A 25,521-nucleotide genomic window follows, 5' to 3' on the forward strand; every position below is an offset into this window, starting at 1 on the left:
CGTCCCGTACGCTAGATCGCCGGCGGCGACCCGTCAACGCCCCCCTCCGGCCGGAGGGTCAGAGCCCGCGGTTCTCCTTGAGGTGCCGCCGCACGGGGGCGTAGTGGGCGGCGACCGCGTCGGTGAACCCGTCGAGGTCGCGGGCGAACAGCGCCTCGACGATCGCGTGGTGGGCCGCCACCGTCTCGCGCACCGACGCGGGCGTGGTGTGCAGCGCCGGCGCCACGATCGCGTGCACGTCCCAGAAGGCGGCCGTGAGCTGGGTGACCAGCTCGTTGCCGAGCGGCTTCATGAGCAGCAGGTGGAACTCCCTGTCCTGCTCGATGAACGTCTTGCCGGCCCGCGCCCGCTCGTCCATCTGGTCGGCGAGCCGCCCCAGCTCCAGGTGCAGGTCCTGGTCGAGCGCGGTGGTGATGGCGGCGGCCAGCCCCTGCTCCAGCGTCTGGCGCACCTCGACCAGCTCGGCCAGCACCCGGAAGTCGTCGTCGCGGCTGAGCAGGCCGCGGAAGGTGAGGCTCTCGACCAGGGCGGCCAGCGACAGCGTGCCGACGTAGGTGCCGTAACCGTGCCTGACCTCGACGATGTCGAGCGCGGTGAGGATCCGGATCGCCTCGCGCACGCTGGACCGGCTCGCGCCGACCGCCGCGCACAGCTCCGCCTCGGTGGGCAGGGCGTCGCCGGGGCCGAGGCGGTTCTGCAGGATGTACTGCTTGATGCGCTCCGCCACCTCGCGCGGGCGTAGTTGCGCACTGCGAGCGGGTCGCGAGATGGGGTCGATCACGGCCAACATCTTGCCCTTTCGTTCATAAGTCGTCTACATTCGCGCAGACCGACGTTAGACGTCAGACATCGTATGCCCATACGCCTCGGCGTGACATCCAGAACCCGCACCACCACCTGAGAGGGGACGCCATGCCCAACCCCCAAGCGTCCGTCAACCGCCGCGACTTCCTGCGGTTCGTGGGGGCCGTGAGCGCCGCCACCGCTTTCACGGGCTCGCTCGCCGCCTGCTCCGGCCCCGCCTCCACCGGCAGCGCGGCCCCCGCCGCCGGCGCCGACACGATCGAGGCGGGCATCTCGTACGCGCTGTCGACCGGGTTCGACCCGATGACCTCCTCCGGCGCCACCCCCGTCGCCGCCAACATGCACGTCTTCGAGGCGCTGTTCGACCTCGACCCGGTCACCCGCGAGTCGTACGCGGCCCTCGCGGCCGGCGAGCCGCAGCAGGTGGACGACACCACCGTGAGGATCGGCCTGCGCGACGGCGCCACCTTCCACGACGGCTCGCCGGTCACGGCCGCCGACGTGGCCTTCAGCTTCGCCCGCGTGCTGGACCCGGCCAACGCCTCCCTCATGGTGCAGTTCATCCCGTTCGTGTCGCAGGTCGCCGCCGTGGACGACAAGACCGTGGAGATCAAGCTCAAGCACGCCTTCCCGCTGCTGAAGGAGCGGCTCGCGGTCGTCAAGGTCGTGCCGAAGGCGATCGTGGAGAAGGACAAGGCCGGCTTCGACGCCAAGCCGGTGGGCTCCGGCCCGTACTGCGTGCTTGAGGCCACCAAGGAGGACAAGATCGTCTTCGAGCGGTGGGACAAGTACAACGGCCCGCGGCCCGCGAAGGTCAAGAGCATGACCTGGCGGCTGCTGTCCGACCCGTCGGCGCGGGTGACCGCGCTGGAGTCGGGGCGCGTCGCCGCCATCGAGGACGTCCCCTACCTCGACGCCGAGAAGGTGGGCCAGAAGCACAAGATGGAGTCGGTCCAGTCCTTCGGCCTGCTCTTCCTCATGTTCAACTGCTCCCGCAAGCCCTTCGACGACAAGCGGGTGCGCCAGGCGCTGCACTACGCCATCGACAAGGACAAGGTCATCCGGACCGGCATGCTCGGCAACGGCGCCGCCGCCACCGGCTACGTCCAGGAGACGCACCCCGCCTACGCCCGCGCCGCCACCGTCTACGGCTACGACCCCGACAAGGCCAAGGCCCTGCTCAAGGAGGCCGGCGTCGACAAGCTCGACGTCACCATGGTCACCACGGACGCCGGCTGGGTGAAGGACATCGTCCCCATCATCAAGGAGTCCTGGGACGCCGTCGGCGTCTCCACCACCCTCGACATCGGCCAGTCCGGCGGCCAGTACACCAACAAGATCGACCCCGGCGAGTTCGAGGTCCTGGTCGCGCCCGGCGACCCCTCGGTCTTCGGCAACGACATGGACCTGCTGCTGCGCTGGTTCTACGACGGCATCTGGCCTGCCAAGCGCTACCGCTGGGACGGCACCGCCGAGGCGAAGAAGATGCTGGAGCTGCTCGACGCCGCGGTCCAGACCGACGACGCCGCCGAGCAGAAGAAGCTGTGGGCCCAGGCGGTGGACCTGGCCGCCGAGGAGGCGCCGCTCTACCCGATCCTGCACCGCAAGCTGCCGACCGCCTGGGACGACAAGGTACTGTCCGGCTTCAAGCCCATCCCCACGACGGGCCTGTCCTTCCTCGACGTCGCGCGCGTCTGACCCCCGCTCCGACAAGAAAGCACCATGTTCGCATTCCTCCGGATGACCGCGAGACGGCTGGTGACGCTGCCGCCCATGCTGCTGGGCGTCACCCTGCTGGTCTTCGTGGTCCTCCAGTTCTCGCCCAACGACCCGGCCTACAACGCGCTGGGCGAAGGCGCGAGCCCAGAGGCGCGTGCCGCCTACCGGGCCGAGCACGGCCTGGACGACCCGCTCCCGGTGCGCTACGTGCGCTTCCTGGGGCAGCTCGTCCAGGGCGATCTGGGCTACACCGCCCCGCCGGCCGCTCCTGTGGTGGACCGGGTCGTCACGGCCTTCCCCCTCACCATGCAGCTCACCGCCCTCGGCCTGGTGCTCGCCGTCGCCGGCGCCCTGGCCTTCGGCGTCGTCGGCGCGCTGTACCGGGACCGGTGGCCGGACCAGCTCACCCGCGTGCTGTCCGTCGCCGGGGTGGCGGTGCCGTCGTTCTGGCTGGGCATCCTGCTCATCCAGGAGTTCGCGCTCGGCCTCGACGTCTTCCCGACCGGCGGCTACGTCAACCCGGCCGACTCCCCGGCGGGCTGGCTGCGGTCGCTCACGCTGCCCGCGGTGGCGATCGCCGTGCCCGTCGCGGCCTCGCTGTCGCGCCTGGTGCGCACCTCGATGGTGGAGGAACTCGACAAGGACTACGTACGCACGGCGACCGGCAACGGCCTGCCCCGCGCCGTCGTCGTCCGCGGGGCGCTGCGCAACGCCCTCATCACCCCGCTGACCGTGCTCGGCCTGCGGGTCGGCTACCTGCTGAGCGGCGCCGTCGTCATCGAGACGATCTTCGACCTGCCCGGGATGGGCAAGCTCATCCTCGAAGGCGTCACCAACGGCGACGTGGCGCTGGTGCAGGGCGCGGTGCTGACGATCGCGCTGGCGTTCCTCGTCGTCAACCTGGTGGTGGACCTGCTCTACCTCGTCGTCAACCCGCGGATCAGGGTGGTGTGAGACATGCTCAGAGCAGGACTGACCGCCCGGCTGTCCCGGGCCGGGATCGGCTTCCGCCGCCTCTCGCCGGTCGCCGCCGTCTCCCTGGCCGTGCTGGTCGCCGTCGCGCTGTTCGCGGTGCTCGCGCCGCTGTTCGCCGGCGACCCGCTCGCGACCGGCACGCCCGCCGCCCCGCCGGGTGGCGACCACTGGCTCGGCACCGACCGGGCCGGGCGCGACGTGTTCGCCAGGATCGCGCACGGCGCCCGCTCCTCGCTGCTCATCGGCCTCGGCGCCACCGCGCTCGCCGTGCTGGCCGGCGCGGTGCTGGGCAGCCTCGCGGCCACCTCGCGCAAGGCCGTCAACGAGGGCATCATGCGCGTCCTGGACGTGATCATGGCCTTCCCCGGCATCGCGCTCGCCGCGGTGCTCGTCGCGGTGTTCGGCCGCCACCTGCCCGTCCTCATCATGACGATCGCCTTCCTGTACGTGCCGCAGCTCACCCGCGTCGTACGCGCCAACGTCCTCGCCCAGTACGGCGAGGACTACGTCGCCGCGGAGCAGGTGCTCGGCGCGCCCCGCAGGCACATCCTGATCAGGCACGTCGCCGTCAACTGCGCCGCGCCGATCATGGTCTTCGCCACCGTCCTCGTGGCCGACGCGATCATCTTCGAGGCCAGCCTGTCCTTCATCGGCGCGGGCATCCAGGACCCGGCGCCGAGCTGGGGCAACGTCCTCGCCTACGGCCGGCAGATCGTGCTGTCCGGCGGCTGGTGGGCCACGTTCTTCCCCGGCCTGGCGATCCTCGTCACCGTCCTCGCGCTCAACCTGCTGGCCGAGGGGCTGACCGACGCCTGGGCCGCGCCGCGCTCGGCCCGCCGCACGGCGGCCGCCCGCGCCGAGGAGGAGGCCGCGCCGCGGACCGTGCCCGCGCAGGCCGCCGAGGTGGACGACGCGCTCGCCCGGCTCGCCGACCGGGTGCGCGAACGGGCGCCGCGCGTCCCGCCGCTGCCGGCCGGGGCCGCGCCCCTGCTGTCGGTCGAGGACCTCACGATCCGCTTCCCGCAGCGCTACGGCGACGTCCCCGTCGTCCAGGGGCTCTCCTTCGACGTCCGCGTCGGCGAGACGCTGGGCCTGGTGGGGGAGTCCGGCTGCGGCAAGAGCCTGACCAGCCTGGCGATCATGGGGTTGCTGCCGCGCGGCGCCGAGACCAGCGGCCGCATCCTGTACGAGGGCCGCGACATCCTCGACCTGCCGCCCCGCGAGCGGCGGGCCATCTCCGGCCCGGAGATCGCCATGGTCTACCAGGACGCCATGTCGTCGCTGAACCCGTCCGTCCTCGTCGGCACCCAGCTGCGCCAGCTCACCAGACGGGGCGGCACCCGTACGCCGGAGGAGCTGCTCGAACTCGTCGGCCTCGACCCGCGCCGCACCCCGAGCAGCTACCCCCACGAGCTGTCCGGCGGCCAGCGCCAGCGGGTGCTCATCGCGATGGCGCTGTCCCGCAGCCCGCGCCTGCTGGTCGCCGACGAGCCGACCACCGCGCTCGACGTGACCGTGCAGGCCCAGGTGGTCGAGCTGCTGATCCGGCTGCGCGAGGAGCTCGGCTTCGCCATGGTGCTGGTCTCCCACGACCTCGGCCTGGTCGGGCAGCTCGTGCACCGCGTCGCCGTCATGTACGCGGGCCAGCTCGCCGAGGTCGGCGCCACCGGCTCGCTGCTGTCCGACGCCCGCCACCACTACGCCCGCGGCCTGCTCGGCTCGGTGCTCACCCTGGAGGCGGGGGCGAAGCGGCTGCACCAGGTGGCCGGCATGGTGCCCGCCCCGCAGGACTTCGGGCCCGGCTGCCGCTTCGCCAACCGGTGCCCGGCGGCCGACGCGCTCTGCCGCGCCGAGACGCCGCCGCTGGCCGGCGATCCGCGCGAGCACGCGCGGGCCTGCTTCCACCCTGGAGGGGGACAGTCGTGACCGAACCCGTCGTCAGCCTCGAACACGTGCACGTCGTGCACACCGCGCGCAGCGGCGGGCTGATCCACCGCGACAAGGTGCACGCGCTCAGCGACGCCACCGTGTCCGTACGCCGCGGCGAGATCCTCGGCGTGGTCGGCGAGTCGGGGTGCGGCAAGTCCACCCTGGCCAAGGTGGTGGTCGGCCTCCAGGCCCCCACCTCCGGAACGGTGCGCTTCCGCGGCGAGGACCTGTGGACGCTGCCGGCCAGGCGCCGCCGCCGCGAGGCCGGCGCCGCGGTCGCCATGGTGTTCCAGGACGCCTCCACCGCGCTGAACCCCCGCCTGCCCGTCCGCCGCATCCTGCGCGACCCGCTCGACGTGCACCGCAGGGGGACGCCCCGCCGGCGCGAGGAGCGGGTACGCGACCTGCTCGACCTCGTCGGGCTGCCCGGCCACGTCGCCGCGGCGCTCCCCGGCCAGCTGTCCGGCGGGCAGCGCCAGCGGGTCGCCGTCGCGCGCGCGCTGACCCTCGAACCCGACGTGATCGTCGCCGACGAGCCCACCAGCGCGCTCGACGTCTCCGTCCGCGCCCAGGTGCTCAACCTGCTGCTCGATCTGCGGACCGAGCTCGGGCTGGGGCTGGTGTTCATCTCCCACGACATCCAGACGGTGCGCTACCTGGCCGACCGGATCGCGGTGATGTACCTCGGCCGGGTCGTCGAGGAAGGCCCGACCGCCGAGGTGGCCGGGCACGCCCGCCACCCCTACACCCGGGCCCTGTTCTCCGCCACGCCCAGCCTGCTCGACGACGGCGAGCGGATCGTCCTCACCGGCCCGGTCCCGTCGGCCACCCACCCGCCGTCCGGATGTCCCTTCCGCACCCGCTGCTGGAAGGCCAGCGACGCGTGCGCCGCCGAGTTCCCTTCCGCGACGCACGCCGAAGCCGACCCGGCGCACTCCTGGCACTGCCTCCACCCCGAAACCCCCGTAAGGAGCGTCCTTTGAGTCCCCGCACACCCCGCTTCCGCGGCGTCGTCCCCCCGATCGTCACGCCACTGACGACGGAGGGCGAGGTCGACGCGGCATCGCTGGAGCGGCTGGTCGAGTTCCTGATCGAGGCGGGTGTCGACGCGCTGTTCGCGCTCGGCAGCTCCGGCGAGAGCGCCTTCCTCACCGACTCCCGCCGGGACAGGGCGCTGGAGGTCGTGATCCGGACGGCGGCGGGCCGGGTGCCCGTGCTCGCCGGCTGCATCGAGACCACCACCCCCCGCGTGATCGAACGGGCCGAGATCGCCGCCAAGCTCGGCGCGGACGCCGTCGTGGTGACCCCGCCGTTCTACGCCCGCGTCCACCCCGTCGAGGTCGACCGGCACTTCCGCGCCGTCAAGGCGGCCGTCGAGGTGCCGCTCCTCGCCTACGACGTGCCGGTGTCGGTGCACACCAAGCTCACCGTCGAGCAGACCCTGACGCTGGCCGCCGACGGCGTCATCGACGGCCTCAAGGACTCCAGCGGCGACGACGTCGGCTTCCGCCAGGTCGTCCTGGGCACGTCCGGGATGCCGGGCTTCTCGGCGCTGACCGGGCACGAGGTCGTGGTCGACGCGATGATGCTGGCCGGAGCCGACGGCGCCGTGCCCGGCCTCGCCAACGTCGACCCGCACGGCTACGTACGGCTGCTGCGGGCCTGCGCCGAGGCCCGCTGGGCGGACGCCAGGGCCGAGCAGGACCGCCTGGCCCGGCTGTTCCGCATCGTCGAGGCCGCTTCCCCGGACAGCGCGGGCGGCAGCACGCGGGGCGTCGGCGCGTTCAAGACCGCGCTCGCCCTGCGGAAGGTCATCGACCGGGCCGCCGTCGCCGCGCCGATGCGCGAGCTGACCGCCGAGGAGACCCGGACCGTGGCCGCCCGGCTGGAGGAGGCCGGGCTGCTGTGAGTCTCGTCGTCGGCCTCGACATCGGCGGGACGAAGACCGCCGCCGGCCTGGTCGATCCCTCCGGCGAGCTGCTGGAGACCGCGACCAGGCCCACCCCCGGCGCGGAGGGCCGCGAGGCGATCCTCGCCACGGCCGCCGGCCTCGTCCGCTCCCTCCTTCGGGAGGGCGTGACCGCCGTCGGCGTCGGCAGCGCGGGCGTCATCGACCCCGTACGCGGGGTGGTCGTCTCCGCCACCAGCGCGCTCGCCGGCTGGGCCGGCACCGACCTGCGCGGCGAGCTGTCGCGAAGGCTCGGCCTGCCGGTGGCCGTGGACAACGACGTGCACGCGCACGCCCTCGGCGAGCTGTGGCGCGGCGCCGCCGCCGGCCACGCCGACGTCCTGCTCGTCGCCGTCGGCACCGGCGTCGGGGCCTCGCTCGTCCTCGGCGGGCGGGTCCGGCACGGGGCGCACGCGGTGGCCGGCCACGCGGGGCACGTCCCCGTGGCGGCGGCGGCCGGGCTGCCGTGCCCGTGCGGCGGCCAGGGGCACGTGGAGGCGGTCGCGTCCGGGCCCGCGCTGCTCGGCGCGTACCGCCGCCGGGCCGGGACGGAGACCCCCGGCGGCCTCGCCGAGGTCGCCCGGCTGGCCGCTGCGGGCGATCCGGTGGCGGCCGAGGTCCTGGCCACCGGCGCGACCGCGCTCGGCCAGGCGATCGGCGGGCTGATGAACGTCCTCGACCCCGAGATCGTGATCGTCGGCGGGGGCGTCGCCGGATGCGGCGAACCCTGGTGGGGGCCGTTGCGTGCGGCAGTCGCCGCCGAGACGCTGCCCGCCCTCCGGGACGTCCCGGTCCGGCCCGCCGCCCTCTCCGCAACCGCCGCCCTCCTCGGCGCCGCCCGCCTGGCCCTGACCACGGACTTCGGCGGGCCGGCGCCAGAATGACCCCACCGCCTCCCTCCCGGGGCTGCCCGCCTGAGCCTGATCACGGGCGGTGGCGGGCCAGGGCCAGAATGACCCCCACCGCCGCCCTCCCGGGGCTGCCCGCCTGGCCCTGACCACGGGCGGTGGGGGGCCAGGGCCAGAATGACCCCTACCGCCGCCCTACGGGGCTGCCCACCTGGCCCTGACCACGGGCGGTGGCGGGAGGGCCAGAATGACCTCTCAGGAGAGACCGATGACCCCCATCGCCGCCCTCCGCGGGGCTGCCCGTCTGGGCCTGCCTGCGGGCGGTGGCGGGTCGGGGGCCGAATGACCTATCAGGAAGGACCGATGACTCCCACTGCCGCTCATCCCGTGCTGGAGGCGATCCGGGGCCGGCTCGTGGTCTCGTGCCAGGCCTACCCGGGGGAGCCGATGCGCGATCCCGACACCATGCGCCGCGTCGCCGAGGCCGTCGCGGCGGGCGGCGCCGCCGGGATCCGCGCTCAGGGCGTCGAGGACCTCCGGCGCATCCGGGCCGCCCTGGACCTGCCGCTCATCGGCCTGTGGAAGGACGGCGACGGCGACGTCTACATCACCCCGACCCTGGAGCACGCCCTGGCCGTCGCCGAGGCGGGCGCCGACGTCGTGGCCGTGGACGGCACCGGCCGCCAGCGGCCCGACGGCCGCAGCCTCGCCGACACCGTGACGGCCGTCCACGAGCGGACCGGCCGGCTCGTCATGGCCGACGTGTCCACGTACGAGGAGGGCGTCGCCGCCGCCGAGGCCGGCGCGGACGTCGTCGGGACCACCCTGGCCGGCTACACGCCCTACTCCCGCAAGACCGACGGCCCCGATCTCGACCTGCTCGCCAGGCTCGCCGCCGACCTGCCCGTCCCGGTGGTCGCCGAGGGCCGCATCCACACGGTGGAGCATGCCGGGGCGGCGATGGAGGCGGGCGCGTACGCCGTCGTCGTCGGCACCGCCATCACCCACCCCACGACGATCACCCGCTGGTTCGCCGAGCGCGTCACGAGCACCACGCCCCGCCCTTGAACGCCGTGCGGCTCAGGACGTGAGCCGGCTGGGAGAGGCCGTCGGCGGCGGCTCACTCACCGCACGGACGCCGCCCCTCGGCGTCCGTGCCGCGGTCAGCCACAAACCGGTGAACACGGCGCAGGCCAGGGTCACGGCGCCCGCCGCGAGGAAGGCGCTGTTGAGTGCCGACTCGAAGGAGGCGCCGCCGGACTCCCGCGTGTGGACGATCGCCCCGAGCACCGCCACGCCGAGCACCGCGCCGATCTGCCGGGTGGTGCTGCTGACGCCCGAGGCGAGGCCGCCCTCCTGCGGGCTGACCGCCTGGACGGCGGCCCCGGTCAGCGGCGACATGGCGAGTGCGAACCCGATGCCGACGACCGCCAGCCGCCACCACACGTTCCCGTAGCCGGTGCCGGCGTGGACGAGGCCCAGCGCCAGCAGCCCCAGCCCGGCCAGCGCCAGGCCGATGCTGACGACGACGCGGAAGCCGTACCTGGCCGCGAACCGGCCCGCGAACGGGCTGACGATCACCATGGCCAGCGTGGCGGGCAGGGTCCGCAGCCCGGCGACCAGGATCGACGTGCCCTGGACGTGGACGAAGAACTGGGAGAAGAAGAACGACGAGCCCATCAGCGCGAACCCGACCACGACCATCGCCGTGTTGGACGCCGTGAACAGCCGCTCACGAAACAGCCGCAGCGGCAGCATCGGCGTCGGCACCCGGCCCTCGACCACGACGAACGCGGCCAGGAGCGCCAGCCCGGCGGCGAAGCTGCCGAGGATCACCGGCGAGGTCCACCCTCGGGAACCGCCCTCGATCAGGCCGTAGGTCACGGCGCCCACGCCGGCGACGGACAGGACCGTGCCGGGGACGTCGATCGGCGGCGCGCTCGGGTTACGGGACTCGCTCAGCACGCGCAGCCCGGCCACCAGCAGGACCGCTCCGATGGGCACGTTGACCAGGAAGATGGCGGGCCAGCCGAAGGACTCCACCAGGATCCCGCCCGCCAGCGGCCCGGCGGCCAGGCCGATGCCGCTGAACCCGGCCCACAACCCGATCGCCCTGACGCGCTCCTTCGGGGCGGGGTACGCGGCGACGAGCAGCGCCAGCGAGGCGGGGCTCAGCGCCGCGGCGCCGACCCCCTGCAGCACCCGCCCGGCGATGAGCCAGCCGATCGAGGGCGCGAGCGAGCACACCACCGACGCGGCCGTGAACACCACCAGCCCGGCCAGGAACACCCGCCTGCGGCCGAACCGGTCGGCGAAGACGCCGCCCGGCAGCAGCAGCATGGCCACCAGCAGCACGTAGGCGTCGACGATCCACTGCAGGCCGGTCAGCCCGGTGTGGAGCCGCTGCTCCATGTCGGGCAGGGCGGCGCCGACGATCGTGTTGTCGAGCAGCACCATGAACTGACCTGCGCAGGTCAGCGTGAGCAACGCTTTCACGCACATCCCTTCTAAAAGCAGTCAGTGACTGCGTTTAGAAGGGACCTTAACACAGTTCTCGACTGCGTTAAGGTGGGGTATGGACGAGCAGAAGCGGGCCAGACGGCCCGGCGGGCGCAGCGCGCGGGTCCGCGCGGCGGTGCACCAGGCCGTGACCGAGCTGGTCAGCGAGCGCGGCTACGGAAACTTCACCATCGGCGACATCGCGGCCCGCGCGGGTGTGGCCGACACCAGCCTCTACCGCCGGTGGGGCAACCTCCAAGCCCTGCTCGGCGATGTGCTGCTGGCCCGGCTCAACACGCAGGCGCCGATGCCCGACACCGGCAACCTGGCCGACGACCTGCGCACCTACGCCGCCCAAGTGGTCCGCGAGGTCACCGGGCCCGACGGGCTGGCGCTGGTGCGGCTCGCCGTCGCGCTGTCGGGGGAGGGGCAGCAGGGTCTTCAGGCGCGCGACGAGCTCCTGGCCGACCGAGCCAGGCAGATGCAGGTCCTGCTCGACCGCGCCCGCGACCGCGGCGAGGACCCGCCCGACGCGCTGGAGGTGCTGGACCATCTCCTGGCGCCGATCTACATACGCGTCCTGTTCGGCGCGGGCCCGCTCACCCCCGACTACCTCGACCGGCTGGTCGACCGGTTGCTCGCCTGATCCGGTGTCCGGCGGGTGGAGGATGGATCGGCGGCCGCCGCGGCGGCGGATCCGCCGCCTCGTGGATGCCAGGGCTGGCTGGATGATCCGGCCGCTGCTGCGGTGGAAAGCGGGTATTCAGGCTTGTATGTGCGGAAGGTAGGGTGAGGGCTTGTGACGACGTTCCGGATCAGCGAGGCCGCGGCGCTGCTCGGGGTCAGCTCCGACACCGTACGCCGGTGGGTGGACGCGGGCCGGCTGACCGCCGAGCGGGACGAGCACGGCCACCGGCAGGTGAACGGCGTCGACCTGGCCGCCTTCGCCCGCGCCCAGGTCGAGGAGGTGGACGGCGGCCGTTCGTCGGCGCGCAACCGTTTTCGCGGGATCGTCACCGACGTGATCCGCGACGCGGTGATGGCGCAGGTGGAGATCGCCGCGGGCCCGTTCCGCGTGGTGTCGCTGATGAGCCGTCAGGCCGCCGACGAGCTGGGTCTGGAGCCGGGGGTGGTGGCGGTCGCCGTGATCAAGTCCACCAACGTCGTCGTGGAGATCCCCGGTCACGAGCGCGTGGCCGGTCACGTGTGAGGAGCCCCCCTTGGTGTCCAGGCGTCTTTCCCGATGGGCGATCGCCCTGCCCGTCGCGCTCACGCTCGCGGGCCTGTCCGGTTGCGGCTCGGGCGAGCCGGCCGCGACCTCCGCTTCGAGCTCGGCCCCGGCCGCAGGTGGCGGGGCGAAGGAGGTGACGGTGTTCGCGGCGGCGTCGCTGACCGGGACGTTCACCGAGCTCGGCAAGACCTTCGAGGCCGCGCATCCGGGCACGACGGTGAAGTTCAACTTCGGCTCCAGCGCGACGCTGGCCCAGCAGATCGTCCAGGGGGCGCCCGCCGACGTGTTCGCCGCGGCGAGCCCGGCCACGATGAAGACCGTCACCGACGCGTCCCTGGCGGCCTCGCCGGTCACGTTCGTCCGCAACAAGCTGCAGATCGCCGTGCCGAAGGACAACCCGGCCAAGGTGGACGAGCTGAAGGACCTCACCGACGCCAAGGTGAAGGTGGCGCTCTGCGCCGAGCAGGTGCCGTGCGGCGCGGCGGCGGTCAAGGCGCTGGACGCGGCCGGGCTGAAGGTCACCCCCGTCACCCTGGAACAGGACGTCAAGGCCACCCTCACCAAGGTCGAGCTGGGCGAGGTGGACGCGGCGCTGGTCTACAGGACGGACGTGATCGCCTCGGCGGGCAAGGTGACCGGCATCGAGTTCCCCGAGGCGGACCAGGCGATCAACGACTACCCGATCGCCACGCTGGCCAAGGCCCCCGCCGGTGACCTGGCCGGGCAGTTCGTGGACCTCGTGCTGTCGCAGCAGGGCAAGGACGTGCTGACCAAGGCCGGCTTCGAGGCTCCCTGACCGCCCATGAACCTCTCCCCACAGGAGCATGCCGACCTGCCAGGGTCCGGCGGCCGGCGGGCCGCGGGCCGTGAGATCGCCGGGCGGCTGCCGTGGATGCTGGTGCTGCCCGCCGTCGCGGGCCTGGTCTTCCTGGTGCTGCCGCTGGCCGGGCTGCTGATCCGGGCCCCCTGGCCGACGCTGCTGGAGCGGCTGGCCGAGCCGCACGTGCTGGAGGCGCTGCGGCTGTCGCTGGTGTGCGCCACCGTCGCCACCGCCTTCTGCCTGCTGCTCGGAGTGCCGCTCGCCTGGCTGCTGGCCCGGGTGGAGTTCCCCGGGCGGCGGCTGGTGCGGGCGCTGGTCACCGTGCCGCTGGTGCTGCCGCCGGTCGTGGGCGGCGTCGCGCTGCTGCTGGTGCTCGGCCGGCGCGGGCTCGTGGGGCAGTGGCTGGAGTCGAGCTTCGGCGTCACGCTGCCGTTCACCACCGCCGGGGTGATCGTGGCCGAGGCGTTCGTGGCGATGCCGTTCCTGGTGATCAGTGTGGAGGGCGCGCTGCGCGGCGCCGACCAGCGCTTCGAGGAGGCCGCCGCGACGCTCGGCGCCTCCCGCTGGACCGTCTTCCGCCGGGTGACGCTGCCGATGGTCATGCCGGGCGTGGTGGCGGGGGCGGTGCTGTGCTGGGCGCGGGCGCTCGGCGAGTTCGGCGCGACCATCACCTTCGCCGGCAACTTCCCCGGCACCACCCGCACCATGCCGCTGGCCGTCTACCTCGCGCTGGAGACCGAGCCGGAGGCCGCCATCGTGCTCAGCCTCGTGCTGCTGGCCGTCTCGGTGATCATCCTGGCCAGCCTGCGCGACCGGTGGGTGAGCGCCGCATGACCCTCGACGCCCGCCTGGTGGTCACCCGGGCCGCCTTCACCCTCGATCTCGACCTGCGCGTCGCCGCCGGCGAGGTGGTCGCGCTGCTCGGGCCCAACGGCGCGGGCAAGACCACCGCGCTGCGCGCCCTGGCCGGGCTGACCGGGCTGTCGGAGGGCGAGATCGTCCTCGACGGCCGCCCGCTGCACACCCTGCCCGCGGAGCAGCGCCCGATCGGCATGGTGTTCCAGGACTACCTGCTCTTCCCCCACCTGTCGGCCCTGGACAACGTCGCCTTCGGGCCGCGCTGCCAGGGCGTGCCGAAGGCCGAGGCCCGCCGCGCCGCCGCCGCCCTGCTGGAGCGGGTCGGGCTGGCCGACCGGGCCGCCGCCAGGCCCCGGCAGCTGTCCGGCGGGCAGGCCCAGCGGGTCGCGCTCGCCCGCGCGCTGGCCGTACGCCCGGAGCTGCTGCTGCTGGACGAGCCGCTCGCCGCGCTGGACGCCCACACCCGGCTGGAGATCCGCTCCCAGCTCCGCCGCCACCTGGCGGACTTCGACGGGGCCACCGTGCTGGTCACCCACGACCCTCTCGACGCGATGGTGCTGGCCGATCGGCTGATCGTCATCGAAGACGGCGCGATCGTCCAGCAGGGCCCGCCGGCCGAGGTCGCCCGCCGCCCGCGCACCGACTACGTGGCCCGCCTGGTCGGGCTCAACCTCTATCGGGGCGTGGCCGAAGGGGCCCTGGTCAAGGTGGGGGAGCTGCCGCTGCACACCTCCGAGCACCTGGACGGGCCGGCGTTCGTCGCCTTCCCGCCGGCCGCCGTCGCGCTCTACCGCAGCCGCCCCGACGGCAGCCCGCGCAACCTGTGGCAGGCCACGATCGGCGGCATCGAACGGCACGGCGACAACGTACGGGTGCACCTCGACGGCCCCGTCACCGCCTTCGCCGACATCACCCCGGCCGCCGTCGCCGACCTCGACCTGACCCCGGGCCAGCGCATCTGGGCGTCGGTCAAAGCGACCGAGACCCACGCCTACCCGGCGTGAGCGAGCGCGGCTCAGACGCGTACGACGGCGGTGTGGGTGGCGCCGCGGCTGCCGCCGACCTCCACCCTGATCGACTTCTTGGACCTGTGCACGCTGCGGCCGCGCTTCACGACCGAGCGCACTGCCCACGGCAGCCTGATCCGCACCTCGTCGGCGGTCCTGGACGGGTCCGAGACGGCGACCCGCACCCGACCGCGGTCGCGGCGCAGCACCAGCGTGCACGGGCCGTCGGCGGAGAGCTTCCCGTGCGGGGTCTCGACGCTGCCCGCCCGCCAGAACACCGCGGCGATCAGGTCGCCGCGGGCGACGGCCTGGGCCGTGGAGTTGTTGGCCAGGACCTCGACCCCCCGCCGGTAGGCGGCGGTCCGCTCGGCGCAGGCCCCGGGCAGCACCGCGTAGGCGTAGCGGGCCTTACGCGGGTCGGCGCCGTGGTCGATCACGATCGTCGTGTAGTGCCTGGTGACGGGGGTCGTGTCGCCGCCGGTCGTGGCGCCCTTGTCGATGTCGCGCCAGCGGCCGGTGCGCTGCTCGCGGATGACCTTGACCTCGGCGCCGTCCAGCAGCGCGTACCCGGCCACGCCGGACAGGTGGAGCCACCGCTCGCCCCTGGTCAGCGGCGGGTGCTCGGCGTGGGTGTTGCGGTTCTCCACGATCGTCTCGATCCGGCGGCCGTCGGAGGCGGAGATGCCGGCGCCGAGCGCGATCACCGCGTCGTCGAGGAGAAACCACGCCTTCTTGGCGCGCAGCGACGAGCCGCCCGCGACCAGCTTCATGGCGGCGACGCCGTACTCGCCGTCCAGCGCCACCCCGCCCGCCCACGGGGTGGGGGGCAGGCGGCGCGTGCCGTGCGTGAGGTCGGCGCGCCTGCGGGTGTCGACCGTCGTGCCCGGCAGCCGGTACGGGTCGATCGTCGGCCAGAGGTCGTCGTTCCAGTGGGTGAGGTCGTCGGTGTAGAGGTACGTCATGCCGTCGCCGGTGTACCAGCCGTGCAGGTTCTCCTGGTTCATGGCCTCGGCCGCGCCGATGCGCTGCGAGCTCATCGCGATGGCGAAGGCCCAGCCGGGGCGGCGGTGCACGACCCGGTCCATGTCGGCGAAGATGTACGTGCCCGTCGTCCGCGGCCCGACCGGCACCGAGTCGTCGGCCAGCAGCGCCTCGGCCCGCGCGAGGCTCGCCAGCGGCGCGTGCGTGCCGAAGGGGATCGCCTGGTTGCGGGTGAGCCAGCCCTTCACCAGCGGCCGCCAGCGCCGGGCGTGCCGTTCGGGTGCGCTGTCCAGCAGGGTGAGGACGGCCTCGACGGTCTTCTGCCCCGAATGGTGGTCGCGGTGGCCCTGCACCGAGATCTGCCGGCCGCGGACGCAGTCCATCATCAGCCCGTCGAAGACGAACGGCACGAACGAGCGGTCCACGATCTCGTACACGTTGCCGATCCGGGGGATCTCCCACGGCGAGCGCGCGAGCATGGCGATCAGCTTGGCGACGCTCTCCAGGTAGTCCACGCCGTAGCTGCCGGTGTAGGGGTAGACGTCGTGCTGGATGAACGACCCGTCGCGGTAGAAGCCGTCGCCGGGCCCCTTCGTGCGCCGTAACAGGTCGGAGACGGCGTCCCTGGCCCGCTTGACCAGGCGCGCGTCGTGGGTGAGCAGCCCGCGCATCGCCACGGCCATGGCCTTGCCCGCCCGGTTCGCGCCGGTCTCGATCACGCCGGGATGGCTGATCCGCCGCTCCGGGTCGGGGCACCAGCGGCGCAGCGGGCGCAGCCAGCGGCCGAGGTGGTCCTTCGGCAGGCCGTCGTAGAGCAGCGCGCAGGTGTCTGTCAGCGCGCGCGGCACGCCGATCTCCCACCAGTACCAGTTGCTGCCCCGCCGGTCGAGGTGCTCGTGGTAGGCGTGCTCGTACAGGAAGTCGAGCGCCCTGACCGCGGTCTCCGCGACCTGCGGGTTGCCGTGCATGGCGGTGCCCGGCGTGGCCCAGCCGAGGGCGAGCGTGCGCATGCGGTTGTAGGAGCGGTTGAAGTCGCCCGTACGCGGGTTGGCCAGCGGCAGGTCGGGCCACAGGCTCGGGCGGCGCGGGTCCGGCTTCAGCTTGCGCAGCACCGCGTTCGCCGAGCCCTCGATGGCCTGGATCTTGTCGGTGTGGCCGGGGTCGTAGGCGCCGCCGGCCAGCAGGCTCACCCAGCGCTCCCGAGCGGCGTCGAACGCGGCGGTGCTCACGGCGGTGCTCACGGCGGTGCTCACCGCCTCAGCCGGCCTTTCCCACAGGGCGGCACCGGCCACGGCCGAGGCGCCCAGCAAGGCGGACCGCCGGCTGAGGGGGTGAATCATGGCGGCCTTTCGGGCATGCGGTCTGATGGCAGATAAGAAGATCCTATGTCGGCAGAAGGACCACTCATCGCGCCATCGCCGTCACCAATCCGCCGGCAGTATGACCTCCTGTGCGGTGGTGAGGGACACCTTCTGCACCAGCCGGGCCTTCCCGGTGTCGACGTTCACCGCGTAGCTGCGCAGTTCCTTGCCCACCTGGTAGTCGACCATCACCTCGGACGCGCTCGCCCAGATCCGCACGGAGCCAGGCGACTTCACGCCCGGCGCGCCCTTGACCGTCACCTTCCGCACCACCCGGCCGGTCTTGGTGTCGAGCAGCGTCACCTTCCTCTTCCGCATCTCGTCGAACTCGATCGCGGCCACCGTGCGGCCGTCCGGGGCGAGCTCGCTGAACATGATGTACGTGCCGGGGAAGCGCACCGGCTTGCCGCCGCCGGTGACCGGCATCAGCCACAGGTCGGTCTTGAGGTAGCGGATCAGCTCGACCAGCCCGTCCTTGATGCCGATCGCCTCGTACTTGCCGTTCAGCGTGGTCGTTTCGCCGGTGCGCACGTCGATCAGCAGCCCTGGATACTTGCTCCCCTCGCGCGGGTCGAAGGCGAGGTGGCGCCCGTCCTCGGAGACGACCAGCATCGCGCCGCGGTCGATCTTCGACTCCTTGACCTTCGCCCGCGAGACGACCTGGGTGCCGGCCACCAGGTCGCGGACCACGTACGTCCCCTCCTTCCTGCTGTAGTAGGCGAACATCCGCCCGTCCCTGCTGAGCGCGACCGGCGACCGCGAATCGGTGACGCTGGTGGCGAGCGCCTGCGGCACCCGGTACGTCCTGCCCGTGCGGGTGACGACCCGCCACTCGACCTGCGAACAGTCGAAAGACGGCGGCGCCTGCGACTCGTCGATCTCGCACTGCGTGAGGTAAGCGTGGCTGAGGGCGCCCACCTTGCCCGCGGGCAGGTCGGCGGGCACCGACGACGTGGCGGGGGCGGCCTGGCCGGACCCGTTCAGCGTCACGCCCGCCGTCACCGCCCCCACCAGCGCCACTGTCGCGAAAAAGGCCGTTGCCATGGTGATGTTTCTCCTGTGTCGTTGGTGGTTCGCCACCGCGAGCGCCGCCAGGTCCGTCGTGGGCGCCACGTCCGGCGCCTCCTGGGCCAGCTCGCCGAGTGCCGCGCGCAGCCTGCTCATCTGGACACCTCCTCGGCCGTGAAGTCCTCGCTCAGCTCCGGCGCCAGCGCGCGTAACCGCGCCAGCGCGTGATGGGTCTGGCTCTTGACGTTGCCGAGCGAGCAGCCCAGCGCCTCCGCGGTCTGGGCCTCCGTCAGGTCCTCCCAGAACCGCAGCACGATCACCGCGCGCTGCTTGCGCGTCAGCTTGGCCAGCGCCCGGCGCAGCACGACGCGGTCGAGCGCCGCGTCGTCGTAGGAGACGCCCTGCTCGGGCGGCTCCGCGCTCGGCACCTCGAAGCGCGGTCTGCGCCGCCACGAGATGTACTGGTTCACCAGCGCCCTGCGGGTGTACGCCTCCGCGTTCCCGCCCGCCGCCAGCTTGTGCCAGTGCCCGGCGACGTTCGTCAACGTGCTCTGCAACAGGTCCTCAGCGAGGTGACGGTCGCCCACGAGCAGGTACGCGGTCCGCATCAACGCCTGTTGCCGGGCGAGCACGAACTCGCGGAAGCCCTCGTGACGATCCAATGTGATCTCCTCTCGCCCGTTGCCAACGCGGCCGGGCGGGCGAAAGGTTGCAGTCGTGGGGTGGGCGGTGCGAGAAAAGCCATCACGCGGTCAATCATGTTGCCCGGCCGTCGTTCCTGGCCGTTGAATGGGAGCTGTGATCTCTTGCAGCGCCAGGGTCCGCCGCGTGCCCTCCATCGAGCTCAGCATCGGGGTGGGGTTCTTCGCGGCGGTGGCGGCCTGCGCGATCACCGCTCTGCTGGTGCCCATCGGCCAGCTCGAGGTGCGCTTCGCCGTCATGGGGCTGGCCGGGTGCTGCTACGCGGCGTTCGCGGCCGACCTGCGGGCCGCCGCCGTCATGGGCCTCGTCGTCTGGACCCTCGCCACCGGTTTCCTCATCCAGCCGGCCGGTGAGCTCATCGTGACCGGCGTCCCCGACGTGCTCCGGTTCGTCGCGGTCGTGGCCATGTGCCTGTCCGGCGGCCTCTACGGCATCATGCGCCGCCACGCCCGCCCCGGCGGGAAGCGCGAGGCCCGGCGGCGCGACGCCCCCCAGCCACCGCCGGCCCGGCCGGCGCTGCGGCGCGTCCCTCCCCGCCGCTACGCGCCGGTGGGCTGGTGTCCCAGCGGGCCGGTGGCGCGCCCGCCCGCCGGCCGCTCCGGCCGGACCATTTCCGGATGCCGGTGCCGGGGGCCGGCCGGCCCGCCGCGCTGAGCCGGTCGTCACCCGGCCAGGTGGAGGCGCTGAGTCCGATCCTGGTCAGGGCCGTGGGAACCAGGCGGTGTGCGGCGCCTCCGCTCCGGCGGCCAGCCAGGCGGCCGCTGCGGCGGTGTCGCCGGCGACGGAGATCGGCGCGGCCCAGCGGGCCGCGCACCGCCGCAGGACGTGCTCCCGGACCGGGCCGTCCGCCGACAGGACGCCGCCGGCGAGGACGATCGGCGTCGTCTCACCGGGCCCGCGCACCCCGGCCAGCGTGGCGAGCAGCCGGTCGGCGGCGGCTTCCACGATCCCGGCGGCGGCCGGGTCGCCCGCCTGGGCGGCCCGCGCGACGAGCGGGGCGAGCGGGGCGAGCGTGGGCACGGGCGCGGCCTGCGCCCGGATGATGACGGTCTCCGCGGTTCGCGGGGTCAGGGCCGCGCCCGGCCCGGCGACCGCCTCGGCGACCAGCCGGGCCAGCTCGCCCGGGGTTCCCGCCGTGAGCTGGCGGACCGCGACCCGCGCCGCCGCCCGGCCGAGCCAGAACCCGGAGCCCTCGTCGCCGAGCAGCCAGCCGAGCGCGTCGCCGACGCGGGTCACCCGCCGGACCTCGACGCGCAGCGCGCCCGCGCCCGTGCCGGCGAGCAGGACGTGCCCGGACGGCTCCGGGGTGCCCGCGACGAAGGCGAGCAGGGGGTCCTCGACCGCGCGCACCGGAAAACGTAAGCCGCACGCGGCCCACGCGCGCCCGAACGCGACGTGGACGGCCGGGTCCTCCAGCGCCCCGAGCCCGGCCAGCCCGATGACCCCGTCCGCGACCCGGCGCGGGTCCTCGTCGCCGAGCGCCTGCCGTACGGCGGCGGTGATCTCGGCGAGCGCGGCCTCGACGCCGTGCGCGGCCGGGTTCCCGCCGCCGGCGAGGCCCTGACCGGCGCGTTCGCCGGTGGGCGTGGCGAGCAGGGCGCGGGTGGAGGTGCCGCCGGCGTCGATGCCGAGGAACAGTTCCATGGATCACTTCCTCCGAGGGGCGGGATGGCGGGCGCCGGAACGGCTGTGATACAAGTTTCGCCTTGTCTGGCGAATCATAAAAAAACCTACGATCCGGGGGAAGTGTCCATGTCATCGACAGGCGCCGACTACGTGGCCGTCGTCACGGAGCTGCTCGCGCAACTGCCCGCCCAGCAGGAGAAGGAGATCGCCGCGGCGGCCGACCTGCTGGCCGCCGCGCTGAACGCCGGCGGCGTGGTGAACGCCTTCGGCTCCGGGCATTCCGAGGCGATCGCGATGGAGATCGCCGGTCGCGCGGGCGGGCTGGTCCCCACGAACCGCCTGACCCTGCGCGACCTGGTCATCTTCGGCGGTGAGCCGCCGAGCGTGCTGCAGGACCCCGAGCTGGAGCGCGACCCGCGCATCGCGCGGCGCGTCTACGAGCTGGCCCCGGTCGCGCCCCAGGACGTCTTCGTGATCATCTCCAGCTCCGGCGTGAACGGCTGCGTGGTCGAGCTGGCCGGCCTGGTCAAGGAGCGCGGCCACGGCCTGATCGCGCTGACCTCGCTGCGGCACAGCCGGGCGGTGCCGGCCCGGCACCCGTCGGGACGCAAGCTGTTCGAGCTGGCCGACGTCGTGCTCGACAACGGCGCGCCGCGCGGCGACTCGGTGCTGGAGCTGCCCGGCGGCGGCTCGTTCGGCGCGGTCTCGACGATCACCTCGGCGCTGCTCGCGCAGCTCATGGTGGCCGAGACGGTGTCCCGGCTGCTGGCGGCCGGCCAGGCCCCGCCGGTCTACCTGTCGGCCAACATCCCCGAGGGCGACGCGCACAACCAGGCGCTGGAGGCCCGCTACGCCGGCCGCATCCGGCGCGGCGCCTGAGGCGGTCACCGTGGAAGGATGGCGCACGTGGCGCAGCTGTCTGACGTGACCCCGGTGCTCAACCGCATCCACACCCTCCTCCCGACGCTGCCCGACGCCCTCGTACGGGTCGCCGAGCAGGTGCTCGCGGACCCCGCCGAGATGACCACGCTCGCCCTGGTCGAGCTGGCCGACCGGGCCCGCGTGGCCCCGGCCACCGTCACCCGGTTCTGCCGGACCATCGGCTACGAGCACTACCGGGCGCTGCGTATCGCGATCGCCGCCGAGACCGGCCGGGCCGAGCAGGCCCGCTGGGAGATCGACCTCGGCCGCGAGATCGGCCCGCAGGACCCGCCCGAGCGGGTGCTCGAAGTGATCGCCGGCGCCGACGCGCGCACCATCCAGGAGACCGCCGCCCAGATCGACCTGCGCGTCGCCGAGCGGGTCGCCGACCTCGTGGCGGGCGCCCGCCGGGTCGACATGTTCGGCGTGGGCGGCAGCTGGCTGTCGGCGCTGGAGATGCAGTATCGCCTGGAGCGCATCGGCATCGCCTCCTGGGCCCGCTGCGAGGTGCACAGCGGGCTGACCAGCGCCGCCCTGCTCACCGGCGACGACGTCGCGATCGGCGTCTCCCACTCGGGCACCACCCGGCAGACGGTCGAGGTGCTGGCCCGGGCGCGGGCGGCCGGCGCGGTGGCGGTCGCGCTCACCAGCTTCCCCCGCTCGCCGCTGGCCGACGCCGCCGACCTGGTGCTGACCACCTCGGCCCGCGAGACGACGTTCAGGCCGGAGTCGCTGGCGGCCAAGCACTCCCAGCTCGTGGTGCTCGACCTGGTGTACGTGCTGATCGCGCAGCGCACCTTCGGCCGCACCACCGAGGCGTTCGACCTCACGGTGCAGGCCGTCGAGCCGCACAAACTCTGACCCCGCGCGGACTTCCGAAAAATCTCGCGAAGTCGCGTAATCAAGGCGAGCAGCCGGACTCCTCCCTGGTGAAAGGAAAGGAGCTCTGCTTGAGCACGATGAGATCGATCTTCATGACGCTGCTGCTGCCCTCGATGGCGGCGGCGGCTCTGGTGGTTCCCCCGCCCGCCGTCGCCGAGACGGCCGAGGCGCCGGCGTCGAAGTCGCCGTTCGCCTGTGACGGCGCGGACGCCGCCGACAAGGGCTGGGTGCTGCCGATCTATGTCCACCAGCCGGGGCAGGACGCCTGGGCGGCCGACAGCGCCGCGCTGCTCAACACCCTCTGGGAGACCGACCAGACGGTGGACTCCAGCGCCGAGCGGTTCGGGATCTCCCGGCGGCTGCGGGTTGTGCAGGACGCCGGCTGCCGCCCGGTGGTGGCGAAGCTGCCGTTCACCAAGGGCCGCAACCGGGCCGAGATGGGCAAGGCGATGGAGGAGAACCTCGACGCGCAGCCCGCCCAGGTGCGCACCCTCTGGAAGGCCGGCCGGGTCAAGCCGCTGTACTTCGTCAGGGACAACGACATCACCGACTCCTGCACGGGCGGCGGCGCGAACGCCGGGATGAGCGGCGGCAACGTCATCCTGCCGCGCTGGTGCTGGAGCGAGGCCGGGCTCACCCACGAGCTGATCCACAGCTTCGGGCTCTCCCACTGCGACGGCGGCGGGGTGAACGGCAACGACCCGGTCTGCCGCGACATGGGCACCCGCAAGGAGTGCACGAGCGACCTCGCGGCCAACTACCACCTCGACTCCTGCCGGATCGACGAGTTCCGCTACTTCGAGCCGACCCCGGTCAAGCAGCCGGCCCTGGAGAAGATCAGGAATGTGGCGTTCAGCCCGTACCTCGTCCAGGACCAGCCGAGCCCGGTGTGGCAGTTCCGCGTCAAGGCGGTGGACGGCGGCAGGTGCCTCGACGGGAGCGCGGCCCAGGTCGTGCAGCGCACCTGTACGAACGGCGCCGCGCAGACCTGGCAGCGCGCCATCGACGGCGACGGCTACCTCACGATCCGCAACGCGGCCACCGGCCGCTGCCTCGCCATGGCCGACACGGTGGTGACCGCCGCGTGCGTGAAGAAGGACAAGTCCCAGCAGTGGCTGCCGCAGGCCGGCCAGGACAAGACCAACTTCGCCAACCGGGCGGGCGGTAAGAAGCTCTCCATTAAGGACAATCGGGACGGCGGCGCGGTGGTGGCCGACGGCAAGGGCGAGTTCGTGGCCGAGCTGCTCGACGGCCTCGACCCCGCGCCCGCCCGGCCGGGCACTCCGGCCCCCACGGCCACGCCCAAGCCCACACCCACGTCGAGCTCGACGTCCCGGCCGACCGCAGCTCCGACCGCTGGGCCGACCACCGATCCGACCGCTGGGCCTACCTCTGAGCCGGACGTCGCCGCGCCGGGCAAGGTCCGGTTCAGGAGCTCGTACGGCACCTGCCTGACCGTGTCCGGCACCAGGGTGCGCCTCGGCTCCTGCGGGGCCACGTGGGACGTCGTCAACGTCGGCAAGCACGTGCAGCTGCGCCGGCAGAACCGCTGCCTGGCGCTCGGCAGGGTCAGCGGCGGCAAGCGCGCGGTCGTCATGACCGAGTGCAGCGGCGCCGCCAAGGGGCAGCGCTGGCTGCTGGAGCGGACCCGCGGCTCGGTCACGCTGAAGAGCGCGACCACCAGGGCCACCCGGATCGTCGCCGGCGCGGGCAGGTCCGCCGCCGTCTACGCCAAGGCCGCTTACCCCAAGAACTCGGTCAAATTCCTGCTCAAGTGACCGACGACCAGAAAGGCGAGGACTCGGCCCTGACCCGACTGGTCAGGGCCGGGGACGAGCGTGCCGTCTCCGAGCTGTACGAGCGGCACTATCCCGCCGTCCTCGCCTTCGCCCGCCGCCTGTGCCAGGACCCGCACACCGCCGAGGACCTCGCCAGCGAGTCCTTCGCCCGGACCCTGCGCACCGTGCGCCACGGCTCGGGCGGCCCGAGCGGCGCGTGGCGGCCCTACCTGTACGCGGTGGCCCGCAACACGGCGATCGAGTGGGCCCGCTCCCAGCAGCGGATCGTGCTGACGGAGGAGTTCCGCGAGGACGAGCTGACCACGGCGCCGCCCGAGCCGCCCGACGATCTCGTGACGCGGGCCTACCGGTCGCTGCCGCCGCGCTGGCAGACCGTGCTGTGGCACACGCTCATCGAGGGGGAGGAGCCGGAGCGGGTCGCGCAGATCCTCGGCGTCACGCCGGGCAACGTGGGGGTGCTCGCCTTCCGGGCCCGGGAGGGGCTGCGCAAGGCGTACCTGGCGGCGCACGTGGCGGGCGCGTCGCCGCGCTGCCTGCAGTACGCCGAGCCGCTGGCGGCGGTCGTACGCAAGCGCAGCGACCGGCTGCCGCGCGGGCTGCGTACGCACCTGAGCGACTGCGCGAGCTGCGCGAGGGCGCACGCGGAGCTGCTCGACCTCAACGCCACGCTCCGCGCGGCGGTCCCCGTCGCGCTGCTCCCTCTCGCGCTGAAGGCGGGCGAGTGGACCGCCACGGCACCTTTCGCCGCGACCGGAAACGCGTCCATCGCCGGAGAAGGCGCCGTCGCCGGGAAGGGGGGTGCTCTTTTCCCAGGGGTGCCGGGGTGGGCGGTTCCGGTGGTGGGGGCGGCGGTGGTCGTCGTGGCGGCCGTGGTCGGCGTGACGCTGGGGCCCGCCCCTGACCCGGCGCCGCCGGTCGCCGCGCCCGCGGCGAGCCCGTCGCCGACCGCGGACCCGCCGTCCGCCCGGGCCACGGAACCGGCGCGGACGCGGAGGCCGACGCGGCCGGCCAGCTCCACGGCCAGATCCACGGCGGGGCCGACGGCCACCGCCACCCCCGGAGCGACCGGCTCGCCGACGACCGGCCGGACGCGGACCCCGGCAGCCCGAAAAAGCACCGGCACCCCCGCCCCGTCCGCCACCCCGCAGGCGGGTGCCCGGCTCGTGCACGCGGGCCGGTGCGTCGGCGCGGCGGGCGCGGAGGTGGCGGCGCTGGCGTGCGCCGACCCCCGCACGGCCTGGCGCACCAGGGGCTCCGCCCAGCAGTTCCAGCTCGTCAACGTGGTCACCGGCCGCTGCCTGGCCGCCGGCGAGCAGTACGACACCACCGCCTTCAACGGCGGCGGCATGCTCGCCGTCCGCCTGCGGCCCTGCGCCTCCGTCCCGGCCCAGCGCTGGCACCGCCCCACCTTCAGCGACGGCGTGCGCCGCCTGGTGAGCGTCCCCTCCGGCAAGGCCCTGTCCATCGGCAAGGAGTTCGTCGGCAAACGCCCGCCGACGGCGTTCATCCTGTACGGCCCCTACACCGGCTCGGCCGACCAGAGCATCACCTTCGCGAACGGCTGACGCGCCCGGCGAGCCGTCATGGCAGGTCTTTTGCCGAT

At 73.6% G+C, this 25,521-nt stretch carries 23 protein-coding genes; 17 read left to right on the plus strand and 6 right to left on the minus strand.

The window, feature by feature from the left end:
- Positions 1–58 precede the first annotated feature (58 nt).
- Positions 59–781, minus strand: coding sequence for a FadR/GntR family transcriptional regulator (locus ACBR40_RS26010; protein WP_344206382.1), 723 nt, complete (start codon positions 779–781; stop codon positions 59–61).
- 131 nt (positions 782–912) lie between these two features.
- On the opposite strand from ACBR40_RS26010, the gene ACBR40_RS26015 reads away from it, so the two are divergent.
- The 7 genes from ACBR40_RS26015 (at position 913) to ACBR40_RS26045 (ending at position 9,291) form a co-directional block, all read left to right on the plus strand.
- Positions 913–2,502 (plus strand): ABC transporter substrate-binding protein, encoded by a 1,590-nt coding sequence (locus ACBR40_RS26015; protein ID WP_371250427.1) that lies wholly within the window; start codon positions 913–915, stop codon positions 2,500–2,502.
- 24 nt (positions 2,503–2,526) lie between these two features.
- Complete coding sequence (locus ACBR40_RS26020; protein WP_364455867.1) at positions 2,527–3,477, plus strand: ABC transporter permease; 951 nt, start codon at positions 2,527–2,529, stop codon at positions 3,475–3,477.
- A gap of 3 nt (positions 3,478–3,480) precedes the next feature.
- Positions 3,481–5,424, plus strand: a complete 1,944-nt coding sequence (locus tag ACBR40_RS26025) for a dipeptide/oligopeptide/nickel ABC transporter permease/ATP-binding protein (protein ID WP_371250428.1) — start codon at positions 3,481–3,483, stop codon at positions 5,422–5,424.
- Entirely contained in the window at positions 5,421–6,410 is a 990-nt protein-coding gene (locus tag ACBR40_RS26030; protein WP_344206386.1) for an ABC transporter ATP-binding protein, read from the plus strand. Before ACBR40_RS26025 ends, ACBR40_RS26030 begins: the two co-directional genes overlap by 4 nt.
- Positions 6,407–7,336: a dihydrodipicolinate synthase family protein gene (locus tag ACBR40_RS26035; protein ID WP_371250429.1), complete on the plus strand. Its 930-nt coding sequence runs from the start codon at positions 6,407–6,409 to the stop codon at positions 7,334–7,336. Before ACBR40_RS26030 ends, ACBR40_RS26035 begins: the two co-directional genes overlap by 4 nt.
- Positions 7,333–8,259 (plus strand): ROK family protein, encoded by a 927-nt coding sequence (locus ACBR40_RS26040; RefSeq protein ID WP_371250430.1) that lies wholly within the window; start codon positions 7,333–7,335, stop codon positions 8,257–8,259. Before ACBR40_RS26035 ends, ACBR40_RS26040 begins: the two co-directional genes overlap by 4 nt.
- Before the next feature lie 327 nt (positions 8,260–8,586).
- Positions 8,587–9,291 (plus strand): N-acetylmannosamine-6-phosphate 2-epimerase, encoded by a 705-nt coding sequence (locus tag ACBR40_RS26045; protein ID WP_371250431.1) that lies wholly within the window; start codon positions 8,587–8,589, stop codon positions 9,289–9,291.
- 12 nt (positions 9,292–9,303) lie between these two features.
- On the opposite strand, the gene ACBR40_RS26050 is transcribed toward ACBR40_RS26045, so the two are convergent.
- Entirely contained in the window at positions 9,304–10,719 is a 1,416-nt protein-coding gene (locus tag ACBR40_RS26050; RefSeq protein WP_371250432.1) for an MFS transporter, read from the minus strand.
- Positions 10,720–10,798: 79 nt separating this feature from the next.
- Here ACBR40_RS26050 and ACBR40_RS26055 point away from each other — a divergent pair, with 79 nt between their 5' ends.
- The 5 genes from ACBR40_RS26055 to ACBR40_RS26075 all read left to right on the plus strand — a co-directional run bounded on the left by ACBR40_RS26055 (position 10,799) and on the right by ACBR40_RS26075 (position 14,635).
- Positions 10,799–11,368, plus strand: coding sequence for a TetR/AcrR family transcriptional regulator (locus tag ACBR40_RS26055; RefSeq protein ID WP_344206391.1), 570 nt, complete (start codon positions 10,799–10,801; stop codon positions 11,366–11,368).
- Positions 11,369–11,521: 153 nt separating this feature from the next.
- Entirely contained in the window at positions 11,522–11,932 is a 411-nt protein-coding gene (locus ACBR40_RS26060; RefSeq protein WP_344206392.1) for a helix-turn-helix transcriptional regulator, read from the plus strand.
- Between the two features lie 13 nt (positions 11,933–11,945).
- A complete protein-coding gene (gene modA, locus ACBR40_RS26065) occupies positions 11,946–12,749 on the plus strand; it encodes a molybdate ABC transporter substrate-binding protein (protein WP_371250433.1) in 804 nt (267 codons plus the stop codon).
- Positions 12,750–12,845: 96 nt separating this feature from the next.
- A complete protein-coding gene (locus ACBR40_RS26070) occupies positions 12,846–13,607 on the plus strand; it encodes an ABC transporter permease (protein ID WP_344206448.1) in 762 nt (253 codons plus the stop codon).
- A complete protein-coding gene (locus tag ACBR40_RS26075; RefSeq protein ID WP_344206394.1) occupies positions 13,604–14,635 on the plus strand; it encodes an ABC transporter ATP-binding protein in 1,032 nt (343 codons plus the stop codon). Before ACBR40_RS26070 ends, ACBR40_RS26075 begins: the two co-directional genes overlap by 4 nt.
- Before the next feature lie 11 nt (positions 14,636–14,646).
- Here the strand turns inward: ACBR40_RS26075 and ACBR40_RS26080 are convergent, their stop codons facing one another.
- The 3 genes from ACBR40_RS26080 to ACBR40_RS26090 form a co-directional block, all read right to left on the minus strand.
- Positions 14,647–16,860, minus strand: a complete 2,214-nt coding sequence (locus ACBR40_RS26080) for a polysaccharide lyase 8 family protein (protein WP_371250434.1) — start codon at positions 16,858–16,860, stop codon at positions 14,647–14,649.
- A gap of 180 nt (positions 16,861–17,040) precedes the next feature.
- Positions 17,041–18,144, minus strand: coding sequence for a hypothetical protein (locus ACBR40_RS26085; protein WP_371250435.1), 1,104 nt, complete (start codon positions 18,142–18,144; stop codon positions 17,041–17,043).
- The gene (locus ACBR40_RS26090; RefSeq protein WP_344206397.1) at positions 18,141–18,650 is read right to left on the minus strand and encodes a SigE family RNA polymerase sigma factor; all 510 of its coding nucleotides are present in this window, start codon (positions 18,648–18,650) and stop codon (positions 18,141–18,143) included. Before ACBR40_RS26090 ends, ACBR40_RS26085 begins: the two co-directional genes overlap by 4 nt.
- A gap of 166 nt (positions 18,651–18,816) precedes the next feature.
- Between ACBR40_RS26090 and ACBR40_RS26095 the strand changes: the two genes are divergently transcribed.
- Entirely contained in the window at positions 18,817–19,344 is a 528-nt protein-coding gene (locus ACBR40_RS26095) for a hypothetical protein (protein WP_371250436.1), read from the plus strand.
- A gap of 45 nt (positions 19,345–19,389) precedes the next feature.
- On the opposite strand, the gene ACBR40_RS26100 is transcribed toward ACBR40_RS26095, so the two are convergent.
- Entirely contained in the window at positions 19,390–20,334 is a 945-nt protein-coding gene (locus ACBR40_RS26100; protein WP_371250437.1) for an N-acetylglucosamine kinase, read from the minus strand.
- Positions 20,335–20,442: 108 nt separating this feature from the next.
- On the opposite strand from ACBR40_RS26100, the gene ACBR40_RS26105 reads away from it, so the two are divergent.
- From ACBR40_RS26105 to ACBR40_RS26120, 4 genes are all read left to right on the plus strand, one after another.
- Positions 20,443–21,195, plus strand: coding sequence for a sugar isomerase domain-containing protein (locus ACBR40_RS26105; protein WP_371250438.1), 753 nt, complete (start codon positions 20,443–20,445; stop codon positions 21,193–21,195).
- Positions 21,196–21,222: 27 nt separating this feature from the next.
- The gene (locus tag ACBR40_RS26110; protein ID WP_344206402.1) at positions 21,223–22,098 is read left to right on the plus strand and encodes a MurR/RpiR family transcriptional regulator; all 876 of its coding nucleotides are present in this window, start codon (positions 21,223–21,225) and stop codon (positions 22,096–22,098) included.
- Positions 22,099–22,196: 98 nt separating this feature from the next.
- Positions 22,197–23,897, plus strand: coding sequence for a ricin-type beta-trefoil lectin domain protein (locus ACBR40_RS26115; RefSeq protein WP_371250622.1), 1,701 nt, complete (start codon positions 22,197–22,199; stop codon positions 23,895–23,897).
- Entirely contained in the window at positions 23,894–25,483 is a 1,590-nt protein-coding gene (locus ACBR40_RS26120) for a sigma-70 family RNA polymerase sigma factor (RefSeq protein ID WP_371250439.1), read from the plus strand. The genes ACBR40_RS26115 and ACBR40_RS26120 overlap by 4 nt, the downstream gene beginning before the upstream one ends.
- Positions 25,484–25,521 lie beyond the last annotated feature (38 nt).

Source organism: Nonomuraea sp. AD125B (genome assembly GCF_041402765.1).
Lineage (GTDB): Bacteria > Actinomycetota > Actinomycetes > Streptosporangiales > Streptosporangiaceae > Nonomuraea > Nonomuraea bangladeshensis.

Coding starts and splice junctions, on each gene's coding strand:
- ACBR40_RS26075 (WP_344206394.1), top strand. CDS start 13,604: ATGACCCTCGACGCCCGCCTGGTGGTCACCCGGGCCGCCTTCACCCTC.
- ACBR40_RS26055 (WP_344206391.1), top strand. CDS start 10,799: ATGGACGAGCAGAAGCGGGCCAGACGGCCCGGCGGGCGCAGCGCGCGG.
- ACBR40_RS26070 (WP_344206448.1), top strand. CDS start 12,846: ATGCTGGTGCTGCCCGCCGTCGCGGGCCTGGTCTTCCTGGTGCTGCCG.
- ACBR40_RS26105 (WP_371250438.1), top strand. CDS start 20,443: ATGTCATCGACAGGCGCCGACTACGTGGCCGTCGTCACGGAGCTGCTC.
- ACBR40_RS26085 (WP_371250435.1), bottom strand. CDS start 18,144: ATGAGCAGGCTGCGCGCGGCACTCGGCGAGCTGGCCCAGGAGGCGCCG.
- ACBR40_RS26100 (WP_371250437.1), bottom strand. CDS start 20,334: ATGGAACTGTTCCTCGGCATCGACGCCGGCGGCACCTCCACCCGCGCC.
- ACBR40_RS26045 (WP_371250431.1), top strand. CDS start 8,587: ATGACTCCCACTGCCGCTCATCCCGTGCTGGAGGCGATCCGGGGCCGG.
- ACBR40_RS26020 (WP_364455867.1), top strand. CDS start 2,527: ATGTTCGCATTCCTCCGGATGACCGCGAGACGGCTGGTGACGCTGCCG.
- ACBR40_RS26015 (WP_371250427.1), top strand. CDS start 913: ATGCCCAACCCCCAAGCGTCCGTCAACCGCCGCGACTTCCTGCGGTTC.
- ACBR40_RS26115 (WP_371250622.1), top strand. CDS start 22,197: ATGAGATCGATCTTCATGACGCTGCTGCTGCCCTCGATGGCGGCGGCG.
- ACBR40_RS26025 (WP_371250428.1), top strand. CDS start 3,481: ATGCTCAGAGCAGGACTGACCGCCCGGCTGTCCCGGGCCGGGATCGGC.